Source organism: Actinacidiphila polyblastidii, assembly GCF_036353415.1.
GTDB lineage: Bacteria > Actinomycetota > Actinomycetes > Streptomycetales > Streptomycetaceae > Actinacidiphila > Actinacidiphila polyblastidii.
In genome coordinates, this window is sequence record NZ_JAZEWV010000004.1 from 301,094 (window position 1) to 313,398 (window position 12,305).

The following is a 12,305-nucleotide window of genomic DNA, read 5'->3' on the forward strand; positions in this document are numbered from 1 at the left end:
TCCCGTTTCGGCGAGGGGGTGTTGCTGCTGCTCGATGCGGTCGAGTCTATGAGGCCGCCGCGCCGGGCGGCGCGGCGGCTCTCGCGGACCGGCCCCCCGGCCGGGCGCCCGACGCGGTCAGCGGTGGTCCGGCGGCGCGCTCCCGCGCGGCGCCTGGTTCATCCGCGGCGGCTGCACGACGCCGAGGTCGTGGACGGTCTGCCCGGCGGACGGCGGCGCCACCGGCCCCGGCCCCGGCACGAGCTGCGGCCCGAACGGCGCGCCGCCCCCGGGGGGCGTGTACGCCGCGCCCGGCCCGTACACCTCGGCGCCGCGCACCCCCAACGACCGCGCCACGTACGGAGCGACGAAGACCCCGCCGAAGGACCACAGCAGCCCGAACAGCAGCGCGGAGCTGACGCTCGGTCCGATCGAGGCGCGGCTGTCGAGGCCGGTGACCAGCATGCCGCCGACGCTCGTCACCCCGGAGAGCCAGGCCAGCGCCACGAACAGCACCGTGAACAGCCCGGCGACCGCGAACTGCTCGCCCCTGGTCCGCCCGCGCCGCGCCGCGACGACCCCGATCAGCAGCGCGCACACCGCCCCGCCGGCGACCGCGCCGACCGCCGCCCAGCCGCTCCACACATGGCTGAGGTCGCCGAGGTCGTACGAGGTGTGCATGCCGGAGCTGCCCGACCGGTCCGACAGGTCGATCGGGCCGCCCCAGCCCAGGTTCAGCGCGCTCACCCCGACGTTCGGCAGGATGAACGCGTAGAGCACCAGGCCCCAGCCGGTGACGTCGTCGTAGTGGGCGAGCGCGACGCAGAAGACCACGATCGCGGCGACGCCCACGGTGACCGCCAGAGCGGTCGCCGTCGTGCGCAGCAAGCGCAGCGCGTCGACCAGTTGCGGCCGGGCGGCGAGCCAGGCGGCCCGGCCGGGACCGGCGAGCACCGCGAAGGCGGTGGCGAAGGCGAGCGCCAGGCTGCCGAGCGCGGCCAGCGCCGGCCCCGAGCCCACCTGCACCCCTTGCAGCGAGGGCCGGGCGGCCAGCGCGAGCACCAGCGTGGCCGCCGCGCTCAGCAGCGCGACCCGCACCGCCGCCTCGGGCCCCGTCTGGCGGCGGCGCATCGCGCGCACCGCCACGGCCAGCACCAGCACCCACAGCAGGGTGACCGTCAGCGGCACCATGCCCAGCGAGGAGTGCCCGGTGTGGTGACCCGACGTCATGAGGGCGGAGCCGCCGCCGTCGTCGAAGCCGCCGCTGCCGTCGCCGTACTCGAAGCTGCCGGAGCCGTCGTCGAAGGAGTCGGAGCCGTCGTCGCCGCTGTCGAGGGAGTCCGGCTCGTCCAGCGGGGCGCTGATGGAGACCGAGCCGCCGACGCCCTGCAGCAGCAGCGCGAGGGCGGTCCTGCTGCGCGTCATGAAGCCGATGCCGCTGCCGCTGAGCAGGCTGCCGGAGGTGGCGCCGAGCAGCCCGGCGAGGACGACGAGCAGCGCGGCGGGCGCGAGCGCCGCCAGCGCGGGCCGGTCCCAGCGGCCGGCGAGGACCCGGCGAACGAACTGCCCCGCGGGGGACGGCACCGCGGGCACCGCGGGCGCGGGCGGCGGCACGTACCCCGCGGGCACCGAGGTCCCGGGAGCCGACGGGAACGCGGGTACGGGCACAGGCGCGGGCGGCGGCGCGGCCGGAGGTATCGGCGGCGCCGCAGGCGGGGGCGGCGGCTCCGCGGCGGCGGGCCCGCCCGCGGCCGGAGCGGGCGGCGTCAGTTCCTTGCCGCAGCGCGCGCAGAAGCGTGTGTCCGCGGCCTCGGAGACGGGACTCCCGCACGCGGGACAGAACGACATGGGTCACTCCGGGATGGTTCGGTGAAGGCGCGGGAGAGCGTCCTGCCCGCAGACACCGCAGCTTAGAGGGGCGGTTGCCGCTCCGCTCCCGGATTGTTGACTTCCTCTTTACCGCCGGTCGCGCCCTGTCGGCGGCTCCCCCCGCCGGCCCTGGGGCCGGCGTGCCGTCAGCGTCCGCCCGGCGCGCCCGGGTTGGCGCCGCGGTGCAGCGCGACGATGCCGCCGGTGAGGTTCCGCCAGGCCACGCCCTTCCAGCCCGCGCCCTGCAGCCGGCCGGCCAGCGCCTTCTGGTCCGGCCAGGCGCGGATCGACTCGGCGAGGTAGACGTACGCGTCGGGGTTGCTGCTCACCGACCTGGCGACCGGCGGCAGCGCCCGCATCAGGTACTCCGTGTACACCGTGCGGAGGGGCCGGTACGTGGGGTGGCTGAACTCGCAGATCACCAGCCGGCCGCCCGGCTTCGCGACGCGCCGCATCTCGCGCAGCGCGGCGTCCGTGTCGTGCACGTTGCGCAGCGCGAAGGAGATGGTGACGGCGTCGAACACCCCGTCGGCGAACGGCAGCCGGGTCGCGTCGCCCGCGGTCAGCGGCAGTTCGGGGTGGCGCTTCTTGCCCTCGCGCAGCATGCCCAGGGAGAAGTCGCACGGCACGGTGTCGGCTCCCGCCGCCGCGAACGGCAGGCTGGAGGTGCCCGTCCCGGCGCCCAGGTCGAGCACCCGCTCCCCCGGCCGCACGTCCAGCGCCTGCGCCACCGCGCGCCGCCACAGCCGGGTCTGGCCCAGCGACAGCACGTCGTTGGTCAGGTCGTACTTCTCCGCGACGTCGTCGAACATCGCGGCGACGTCCTGCGGCTGCTTGTCCAGGGATGCACGGGTCACCCTGCCACCCTATGCGCCCGCGCCCGGCGGCGGTTCGGCGGCCGTCCGCTCAGCGGTCGGCGAGCAGCTTGAGCTCGGGGTGCGCGGTGCCGCCCTCGATCGCGGTGGACGACAGGTGGGAGACGACGTGGTCGTCGACCGGGTCGTGCGCCGGGTCGTCGTGCACCACCAGGTGCTCGTAGGTGGTGGCGCGCTGCGCGGGCACCCGGCCCGCGGCGCGGATGAGGTGGATCAGCTCCATCCGGTTGGAGCGGTGCCTGGCGCCGGCCGAGGAGACCACGTTCTCCTCCAGCATCACCGAGCCGAGGTCGTCCGCTCCGTAGTGCAGGGAGAGCTGCCCGACCTCCTTGCCGGTGGTCAGCCAGGACCCCTGGATGTGCGCGACGTTGTCCAGGAAGAGCCGGGCGATCGCGATGATCCGCAGGTACTCGAAGAGCGTCGCCTGGGTGCGGCCCTTCAGGTGGTTGTTCTCCGGCTGGTAGGTGTAGGGGATGAACGCGCGGAAGCCGCCGGTGCGGTCCTGCACGTCGCGGATCATCCGCAGGTGCTCGATCCGCTCGGCGTTCGTCTCGCCGGTGCCCATCAGCATGGTGGAGGTGGACTCCACGCCGAGCCGGTGCGCGGTCTCCATGATCTCCAGCCAGCGCTCGCCGGACTCCTTCAGCGGCGCGATCGCCTTGCGCGGCCGCTCCGGCAGCAGCTCGGCGCCGGCTCCGGCGAAGGAGTCCAGGCCGGCGGCGTGGATGCGGCGGATCGCCTCCTCCGCGCTCACCCCGGAGATCCGCGCCATGTGGTCCACCTCGGACGCGCCGAGCGAGTGGATCACCAGCTGCGGGAACTCCCGCTTGATCGCGGCGAAGTGCTCCTCGTAGTACTCCACGCCGTAGTCGGGGTGGTGGCCGCCCTGGAACATGATCTGGGTGCCGCCGAGTTCGACCGTCTCGGCGCAGCGCCGCAGGATGTCGTCGAGACCGCGGCTCCAGCCCTTGCCGGTGTCCTTGGGCGCCGCGTAGAACGCGCAGAACTTGCAGGCGGTGACGCACACGTTCGTGTAGTTGATGTTGCGCTCGATGATGTACGTGGCGATGTGCTCGGTGCCCGCGTACCTGCGGCGGCGGACCGCGTCGGCCGCCGCGCCCAGGGCGTGCAACGGCGCGTCGCGGTAGAGCGCGAGCGCCTCCTCCGGGGTGATCCGGCCGCCGGCGGCGGCGCGGTCGAGGACGGCGGTGAATTCGGTCGCCGGAGCAGTCACCGGTGCGGTCCCTTCGGAGGGGTCTTCGGACCAGGCCAGCGTACGCCAGCGCCAGCGCCGCCCGGCGGGCCCCCGGAGACGGCGGTGCGCCGTGGCGGAGCTGCTCCGCCACGGCGCACCGTGGTCCGTGCCCGAGGGGCGCGGGGGGGCGGCCGGCGCTCCGGCCGCCGGGCGGTTCAGCCGCCGAGGCCCTTGGCCAGCTGCTCGTCCGCCTGCTGGAACGCGTCGGCCGCCGACTCCAGGAACTTCGCCATGCCGTCCAGACCCTCGATGGTCTTGGTGGCACCGGTGTTGAACTCGCTGTAGGACTGGTCGAACTGCTTCGAGGAGCGGTCGGTCACGTAGCCGCCGTTGACCAGGTCCTGCACGAACTTCTGCAGCGTGTGCAGCTTCTCGGTGATCTCGTGCTGGCCGGTGCGCAGCTTGGTGGCCGCATCCCGCATGTCCTGGTACGTAACGTTCACATTAGCCATAGCGGCTCGACTCCTCATCGCACGTGTGCCGCAGGGCCTACCCCCGTGGCGCCTGAGATCCCTCAACCTACAGGGCAGGACGTGACGCTTGCAGCCCCCGGTTCCCGATCCCCACGTTGACGTGATCGCGTCGAATTCAGCCGAACACCCGCACGGCGGGGGCGCCTTCGCGAGCACACCGCGGAGGCGCCGGGCCGCCGCCGGGCCGCCGCCAGGCCGCCGCCGGGCAGCGTCGCGAGCGGGCCGGCCGGTCCCGGCTCGGTATCTTGCAGACGGCGAGGAGAGAGGTCGTATGTCCTGGAAGAGCTGGATGACCGTGCGGCAGGCGCAGGGGGACACGTTCCTGTGGCGGCGCAGGGCGGCCCCCGCGATCGACTTCAGTTACGGGGACCGGCGGCTGGCCGGCGTCCGGGCGGCGGCGCGGCACCGGGGCGCGGCGGGCTGGCCGGCGATCCGGGAGCAACTGGCCGCCGCTGAGGACGGCGAGGACCTGACGTTCCTGGTCGAGGGGGTGCAGGGCGTCTCCGGCGTGGAGCGGTGGATCGAGGAGGTGCTCCACGCGGCGCCCGGCGACGCGCACGCGCTGCTCGTCTCCGGCGCCCGGCACGTCGGCTGGGCCTGGCACGCGCGCGGCCGGTTCGCCGCCGGCGCGGCGCCCGAGAGCCAGCGGACGCTCTTCCGGGAGCGGCTGGAGACCGCGCAGCGGCGGCTGTTCGCGGCGGCCGAGCGGGAGCCGGCGTGGGCGGCGCCCTGGTACTTCCTGCAGCTCGCCGGGCAGGGGCTGGAGCTCGGGCCGCAGGTCGCCCAGGAGCGGTTCGCGGCGGCCTGCCGGCGCTCGCCCGGTCACGCCGCCGCACACCGGCAGCACCTGCGGCAGCTGGCCGCCCAGGGGGACGGCGCGCACGAGCGGACGCACGCCTTCGCGCGCGCGGCGATGCTCGACGCCCCGGAGGGCAGCCGGCTGGGCGAACTCGTCGCCCTCGCCCACCTGGAGGAGTGGCGGGACCGCGGCGGCGACCCCGACTCGGCGTGGCTGGGCCGGCCGCAGGTGATCGAGGCGCTGCGGGAGGCGGCCGCGCACTCGGTGCTGCACCCGGCCTTCGGCCGCCGGCTGGACTGGCCGCTGGCGCTCAACGCCTTCGCGATGGCGTTCGCCCTGGCCGGCGACCACCGCTCGGCCGCCCCGCTCTTCCGCGCCCTCGGCAACCGCCCGACCGAGACCCCCTGGATCTACCTGGACGCCCGCTCCCCGCTGGCCGCCTTCCGCACCTGGCGCGCCCGCGTCACCGGTTGAGCGGCCGGCCGGCTCAGCGGGCGGGTGCGAGGAGCTCGACGCGGGCGGCGGGCGGGAAGCCGACACGGCGGGCGAACTCCGCGATGCCGTTGAGCTGCTCGGCGCCCAGCGAGAAGTCGAGGGTGGTGAAGTAGCGGCGCAGCACGTCCTGGTCGAAGGACTCCCAGCGGGCGGACTGCTCGGCGACCTTCTCCACCTCCTCCAGGGACAGGTCGCGCGAGGCGAGGAAGGCGCGGTGCACCTCGTGGACGGCGTCCGGGTGCGCGGCGAGGTAGTCGCGGCGGGCGGCCCAGACGGCGAAGACGAAGGGCAGCCCGGTCCACTCCTTCCACATCAGGCCGAGGTCGTGGACCTGCAGGCCGAGCCGCGGCGCGTCGTGCAGGTTGGCGCGCAGGGCCGCGTCGCCGATCAGGACGGCCGCGGGGGCCTCCTGCATCATCAGCGACAGGTCCGGCGGGCAGCGGTAGTAGTCGGGGCTGACCCCGTACCGCTCGCTGAGCAGCAGCTCGGCGAGCCGGACCGAGGTGCGGCTGGTGGAGCCCAGCGCGACCCGCTCGCCGTCGAGCCGGTCGAGCGGCAGCTGGGAGACGATCACGCAGGACATCACCGGGCCGTCGCAGCCGACCGCGATGTCGGGCAGCGCGACCAGCTCGTCGGCGTGCTTCAGATACTCCATGAGGGTGATCGGACCGATGTCGAGCGCGCCCTCGACGAGCTGCGCGCTGAGCTTCTCCGGCGTGTCCTTGGTCAGCTCCACGTCCAGCAGCGCCCCCGTTCTGGCGAGGCCCCAGTACAGCGGGACGCAGTTCAGGAACTGGATGTGGCCGACCCGCGGGCGGACCCGGCCGCCGGCCCCGGCATGCGCAGAAGTGTCCATATCTCGGACGCTACTCCTCGGTCCCGGGGCGGCCGCGCGGGGGTGTCCCGGCGCGTCGCGCAAGCCGTGAAAGAGGGATCTTGCGAGCCTTCCCCGGCCCAGAGCCCGCATGCTACGCTCGTCGCAAGTTGCAGTTTGGTTTCCTTGCAGTACAAAGCCTGCGGAGCATGTAACCCGCAGGCTTTTGTAGTTTTCAGACATTGCAGTAGCAGGTTCTGGAGCAGGGCAACCCTTTGGGCCCAAGGAGGGCTTTATGGCTACCGGAACCGTGAAGTGGTTCAACGCTGAAAAGGGCTTCGGCTTCATCGCCCAGGACGGCGGCGGCCCGGATGTCTTCGTTCACTACTCCGCGATCAACGCGTCCGGCTTCCGCTCCCTCGAGGAGAACCAGCCGGTGACCTTCGACGTCACCCAGGGTCCGAAGGGCCCGCAGGCGGAGAACGTCACCCCGAGCTAGTTTCCGCTAGCCGGGACGGACGGCGCTGTCGCGCCCAGAACCTGTAGTACCAAGGGGCCCCGCACCGTGTGCGGGGCCCCTGCCTTTGCCGGCGCTCAGCGCCTTGCGGAGTACAGCTCCTCGATCTGCGCGGAGAAGTCCTTCAGCACTGCCGCCCGCTTCAGCTTCATCGACGGTGTGAGATGTCCGCCGTCCTCGGTGAATTCCGCCGCGAGCACCCGGAACCGCCGGATCGACTCGGCCTGCGACACCGTCGAGTTCGCGTCGTCCACCGCCTTCTGCAGCTCCGCGAGCAGGTCGGGGTCGGCGGCCAGCTCGGCCGGCCGCAGCCCCTCCTTGTGCCGCATCCGCTGCCAGTGCGCCAGCCCGTCGGCCTCCAGGGTGAGCAGCGCGGCCACGTACGGCCGCTCGTCGCCGATCACCATGCACTGACCGATCAGCGGGTGCGCCCGCAGCCGGTCCTCCAGCGGGGCCGGGGCCACGTTCTTGCCGCCCGCGGTGATGATGATCTCCTTCTTGCGGCCGGTGATGGTCAGATAGCCGTCGGCGTCCAGCTCGCCGATGTCCCCGGTCGGGAACCAGCCGCCGACGTGCGGCGCCCCGCCCTGGTCGTTCCAGTACCCGGCGAAGACCTGGCCGCCGCGCAGCAGCACCTCGCCGTCCGCCGCGATCCGCACCGCCGTGCCGGGCAGCGGCCAGCCGACCGTGCCGAGGCGCGGCCGCAGCGGCGGCGTCACGGTGGCGGCGGCGGTCGTCTCGGTGAGGCCGTAGCCCTCGAAGACCATCACGCCGGCGCCGGCGTAGAAGGCGGCGAGCCGCGCGCCGAGCGGTGAGCCGCCGCAGATCGCGTACCGCACCCTGCCGCCCAGGGCGGCCCTGATCCGGCGGTAGACCAGCGGGTCGTAGAGCGCGTGCGCGAGCCGCAGGCCGAGCGAGGGGCCCGGTCCCGCGCCGGACTCCCGGGCCATCAGCGCCTCGCCGTAGCGCTGCGCGATCACGGCGGCCCGGTCGAAGGACGCCGCCCGGCCCAGCTTCTCCGCGGTGGCCCGGCCGGTGTTGTACACCTTCTCCAGCACGTACGGGATCGCCAGCAGGAAGGTCGGCCGGAAGCCGGCGAGGTCGGCCAGCAGGTCGTCGGTGGCGATGCTCGGCGCGTGCCCCAGCCGCACCCGGGCGCGCAGGCAGCCGACCGCGACCATCCGGCCGAAGACGTGCGACAGCGGCAGGAACAGCAGCGTCGCCGCGGGCTCGGTGCTGACCGACGTGAAGACGGGGTGCAGCAGCTCGATGGAGTTGTCGACCTCGGCGAAGAAGTTGCCGTGCGTCAGGACGCAGCCCTTGGGGCGGCCGGTGGTGCCCGAGGTGTAGATCAGCGTGGCGACGGTGTCCGGGCTCATCGACCGCCGGCGCGCGGTGACCAGCGCGTCGGGCAGGGCACGGCCCTGCGCGGCGAGCCGGCCGACCGCGCCCGCGTCGATCTGCCACAGGTGCCGCAGCTCCGGCAGGTCCCGGCGGCGCGCGCTGACCAGCCGGGTCTGCTCGACGTTCTCCACCGCGCAGGCCGCGGCGCCGGAGTCGGCGAGGATCCACTGCGTCTGCGACCCGGAGGAGGTGGGGTAGATCGGTACGGTGATCAGGCCAGCCGCCCAGCCGGCGAAGTCCAGCAGCGTCCAGGCGTAACTGGTCCTGGCCATGATGGCCAGCCGGTCGCCCGGCCGCAGCCCGGCCGCGATCAGCCCCTTCGCCACGGACGTCACCTCCGCGGCGAACTCGCTCGCGCTCACGTCGCTCCACCGGCCGCGCTCGTCCTTGCGCGAGATCACGGGGTCGCGCGGGGCTTCACTCGCGTTGGCGTACGGGATGTCGGCGAGGCTGCCGCTGCGCGGCGGCTCCACCAGCGGCGGCACCGCCGCGAGCACGACCCGGTCGCCGCTGCGCGCGGTCTCCGGAGCGGTGTGCCCTGCGGGCGGCTGGGGGGTACGTGGTGGTGCCTGACGTATCGGCATCTGCGGCTCCAGTCGACAGTGAGGGGTGGCCGCCCGCCTCGCGCTCGGCGCGCGGCCGTTCTTCGCGGCCTGCGCGGTCCGGGCGTTGCACTCGCGCCCGGGGCGCCGGCCCGTTTTCTCAGGGGCGCCCCCGGACCACCGGCCGGCGGCCGGTTGCCCGCGCCCCTGGCAGGGCGCAACGCCCACCGCATTCCGGGCGCAGCCCGGGGCCTTTCAGGGGCGCGGGGAACGGCGCGACCAGCCACCACGACGGCTGCACGACGCCACCGGCCCGAGGGGGCAATTGCGGTCGCCCCCGGACCACCGCCCGGCGGCCGGTTGCCCGCGCCCCCGGTGCGGCGCAACGCCCACCGCAATCCGGGCGCAGCCCGGGGCCTTTCAGGGGCGCGGGGAACGGCGCGACCAGCCACCACGACGGCTGCACGACGCCACCGGCCCGAGGGGGCAATTGCGGTCGCCGACGGACCACCGGCCGGCGGCCGGTTGCCCGCGCCGTTCCCCGCGCCCCTGACGCGGCGCGACGCCCCGCGCAAACCGGGCGTCAGCCCGGGGGGCGTTCGAGGATGGCGGTGACGCCCTGGCCGCCGGCGGCGCAGACGGAGATGAGCCCGCGCCCCGGCCGCTCCCGCTCCGCGAGCAGCGCCGCGAGCGTCGCCACGATCCGCGCCCCGGTCGCCGCGAAGGGATGCCCGGTGGCGAGCGAGGACCCGACCACGTTGAGCCGGCCACGGTCCACGCTGCCGAGCGCCTCGTCCAGGCCGAGCCGCCGCACGCAGTAGTCCTTGTCCTCCCACGCGGCGAGCGTCGCCAGCACCTGGGAGGCGAACGCCTCGTGGATCTCGTAGAGATCGAAGTCGGCGAGCCCGAGTCCGGCCCGCGCGAGCATCCGCGGCACCGCGTAGGCAGGGGCCATGAGCAGCCCCTCGCGCCCCTCGACGAAGTCGACCGCGGCCGTCTCGTAGCCGGTGAGGTACGCCATCGGTTCGAGGCCGTGCTCGTGCGCCCACTCCTCGGAGGCGAGCAGCACCACGGCCGCGCCGTCGGTGAGCGGGGTGGAGTTGCCCGCGGTCATCGTGCCGTCGGGCCCGCCGTACACCGGCCGCAGCCGGGCCAGTTTCTCGGGGGTGGAGTCGGGCCGCAGGTTCTGGTCGCGGTCCAGGCCGCGGTAGGGCGTGACGAGCGCGTCGAGGAACCCGCGGTCGTACGCGGCGGCGAGCCGCTGGTGGCTGGCCGCCGCCAGCTCGTCCTGGTCGGCGCGGGTGACGCCCCACTGGCGCGCGGTGATCGCGGCGTGCTCGCCCATGGACAGGCCGGTGCGCGGCTCGGCGTTGCGCGGGACGTCGGGGGCGAGGTGCCGGGGGCGCAGGGCGGTCAGCGCGCGGGCCCGTGCGGCGAGCGAGGGGGCGCGGCGGGCGGCCAGCAGGGTGCGGCGCAGTTCGTCGTTGACGCCGAGCGGGGCGTCGCTCGCGGTGTCGGCGCCGCCCGCGACGCCGACGTCGATGACGCCGAGCGCGATCTTCGCGGCGACCGCGAACACCGCCTGCAGCCCGGTCCCGCAGGCCTGCTGGACGTCGTAGGCGGGGGTGTCGGGGGCCAGCACCGAGCCGAGCACGGTCTCGCGGGCCAGGTTGAAGTCGCGGGCGTGCTTGAGCACCGCGCCGGCCGCGAACTCGCCGACCCGCTCGCCGACCAGCCCGGTCCGCTCGGCGAGGCCGTCCAGCGCGGCGGTCAGCATGTCCTGGTTGGACGCGGTGGCGTACGGGCCGTCGGAACGGGCGAAGGGGATGCGGTTGCCGGCGATCACGGCGACGCGGCGGACGGTCTGCGCGGACTGCATACGGTCTCCCGGAGGGCTGCTCGGACGGTTCCTTCACGCGGCGCCGGCTACACCCGCAGGGCCATGGCGTCTTGGCCGGAGCGTTGACGCACCAGTAGCCTTACCGCCGGTAAACTTACTCCAGAGTAAGGAGAAGGCCAATGGCCGACCGCTACCTTCACTTCTCCGGCACGGCTCCCGGCCGATTCCTCACCCGGTCCCTGGGCCTGCCACAGCCCACCGCGCTGCGGCGGTGGTCCTCGGCGCACCCCGGACTCGACGGCGAGGTGCTGCGGCTGACGGCCGGCCGGCCCGCGGACGCCCCGCCGGCCGGGCGGTACGCCGGGGTGGTGCTGGACGCGACGGCGATCGCCGACCCCGAGGGCCTGCACGCGGTGTACGCCGCCCTGCACCCGCTGGTGCGCGGCCTCGCGCCCTGCGGCCGGATCGTGGTGCTGGCCGGCCGGCCGGACCCCTTCGACGTACGGCAGTCCGCCGCCCAGCAGGCGCTGGAGGGGTTCGTCCGCTCGCTGGCCAAGGAGATCGGCCGCGGCAGGACGGCGCTGCTGCTGCGGCTGGCGCCCGGCGCCGCGGCGGACTCCACGCTGGAGTTCCTGCTCTCGCCGAAGTCCGCCTACGTCAGCGGGCAGGTCGTCGAGGTCGGCGCGGCGCCGCGGCGGCCGGACCCGGCGCGGACCCGTACCGCGCTGGTCACCGGCGCCGCCCGCGGCATCGGCGAGGCGGTCGCGCAGACGCTCGCCAGGGACGGCCTGCACGTGGTGTGCCTGGACGTGCCGCAGGCGGCCGGGCCGCTGGCGGAGGTGGCGCGGCGGCTCGGCGGCACCGCGCTGCCGCTGGACGTCACCGCCGCCGACGCGGGCGAGCGGATCGCCGCCGCCGCGGCCGGGGCCGGCGGTCTCGACGTGCTGGTGCACAACGCGGGCATCACCCGCGACCGCCGGCTGGCGAACATGGACGCGGCCCGCTGGGACGCGGTGCTGGACGTCAACCTCGGCAGCGTCGTCCGCACCACCGAGGAACTGCTGAAGACCGACGCGCTCAACCCGCACGCCCGGATCGTCGCCACCGCGTCCATCAGCGGCATCGCGGGCAACGCCGGGCAGACCAACTACGCCGCGTCCAAGGCCGGCATCATCGGCTTCGTGCACGCGCTGGCCGCCGACCCCGCGGTCGTCGAGCGCGGGATCACGGTGAACGCGGTCGCGCCCGGCTTCATCGAGACGAAGATGACCGCCGCGGTCCCGTTCCTGATCCGCGAGGCGGGCCGCCGGATGAACTCCCTCGGCCAGGGCGGCCTGCCGGTCGACGTCGCGGAGACCGTCGCCTGGCTCGGCGCGGCCGGCTCGGGCGGGGTGACCGGCCAAGTGGTGCGGGTCTGCGGCCAGTCGCTGCTGGGGGCGTGAG

The 12,305-nt window shown here is 74.7% G+C and carries 10 protein-coding genes; 3 read left to right on the forward strand and 7 right to left on the reverse strand.

Annotated features, from left to right (window positions below; all coding sequences use genetic code 11):
* Nucleotides 1–117: 117 nt before the first annotated feature.
* The 4 genes from V2S66_RS08190 to V2S66_RS08205 all read right to left on the reverse strand — a co-directional run bounded on the left by V2S66_RS08190 (nucleotide 118) and on the right by V2S66_RS08205 (nucleotide 4,430).
* Nucleotides 118–1,647: a hypothetical protein gene (locus tag V2S66_RS08190; RefSeq protein ID WP_330793856.1), complete on the reverse strand. Its 1,530-nt coding sequence runs from the start codon at nucleotides 1,645–1,647 to the stop codon at nucleotides 118–120.
* A 347-nt stretch (nucleotides 1,648–1,994) separates the two neighbouring features.
* The gene (locus V2S66_RS08195) at nucleotides 1,995–2,705 is read right to left on the reverse strand and encodes a demethylmenaquinone methyltransferase (protein WP_330793857.1); all 711 of its coding nucleotides are present in this window, start codon (nucleotides 2,703–2,705) and stop codon (nucleotides 1,995–1,997) included.
* Nucleotides 2,706–2,754: 49 nt separating this feature from the next.
* Complete coding sequence (mqnC, locus tag V2S66_RS08200; protein WP_330793858.1) at nucleotides 2,755–3,957, reverse strand: cyclic dehypoxanthinyl futalosine synthase; 1,203 nt, start codon at nucleotides 3,955–3,957, stop codon at nucleotides 2,755–2,757.
* A gap of 176 nt (nucleotides 3,958–4,133) precedes the next feature.
* The gene (locus tag V2S66_RS08205; RefSeq protein WP_330793859.1) at nucleotides 4,134–4,430 is read right to left on the reverse strand and encodes a WXG100 family type VII secretion target; all 297 of its coding nucleotides are present in this window, start codon (nucleotides 4,428–4,430) and stop codon (nucleotides 4,134–4,136) included.
* 292 nt (nucleotides 4,431–4,722) lie between these two features.
* Between V2S66_RS08205 and V2S66_RS08210 the strand changes: the two genes are divergently transcribed.
* Complete coding sequence (locus tag V2S66_RS08210) at nucleotides 4,723–5,724, forward strand: hypothetical protein (RefSeq protein WP_330793860.1); 1,002 nt, start codon at nucleotides 4,723–4,725, stop codon at nucleotides 5,722–5,724.
* Between the two features lie 13 nt (nucleotides 5,725–5,737).
* On the opposite strand, the gene V2S66_RS08215 is transcribed toward V2S66_RS08210, so the two are convergent.
* On the reverse strand, nucleotides 5,738–6,601 hold the full coding sequence (locus tag V2S66_RS08215) for a menaquinone biosynthetic enzyme MqnA/MqnD family protein (protein WP_330793862.1): 864 nt from the start codon (nucleotides 6,599–6,601) through the stop codon (nucleotides 5,738–5,740).
* Between the two features lie 253 nt (nucleotides 6,602–6,854).
* Here V2S66_RS08215 and V2S66_RS08220 point away from each other — a divergent pair, with 253 nt between their 5' ends.
* A complete protein-coding gene (locus tag V2S66_RS08220) occupies nucleotides 6,855–7,058 on the forward strand; it encodes a cold-shock protein (protein ID WP_330793863.1) in 204 nt (67 codons plus the stop codon).
* Nucleotides 7,059–7,153: 95 nt separating this feature from the next.
* Here V2S66_RS08220 and V2S66_RS08225 read toward each other — a convergent pair whose 3' ends face one another.
* Complete coding sequence (locus tag V2S66_RS08225; RefSeq protein WP_330793865.1) at nucleotides 7,154–9,064, reverse strand: AMP-dependent synthetase/ligase; 1,911 nt, start codon at nucleotides 9,062–9,064, stop codon at nucleotides 7,154–7,156.
* 541 nt (nucleotides 9,065–9,605) lie between these two features.
* The gene (locus V2S66_RS08230) at nucleotides 9,606–10,901 is read right to left on the reverse strand and encodes an acetyl-CoA C-acetyltransferase (protein ID WP_330793866.1); all 1,296 of its coding nucleotides are present in this window, start codon (nucleotides 10,899–10,901) and stop codon (nucleotides 9,606–9,608) included.
* A 140-nt stretch (nucleotides 10,902–11,041) separates the two neighbouring features.
* Between V2S66_RS08230 and V2S66_RS08235 the strand changes: the two genes are divergently transcribed.
* On the forward strand, nucleotides 11,042–12,304 hold the full coding sequence (locus tag V2S66_RS08235; RefSeq protein WP_330793868.1) for a 3-oxoacyl-ACP reductase: 1,263 nt from the start codon (nucleotides 11,042–11,044) through the stop codon (nucleotides 12,302–12,304).
* Nucleotide 12,305 lies beyond the last annotated feature (1 nt).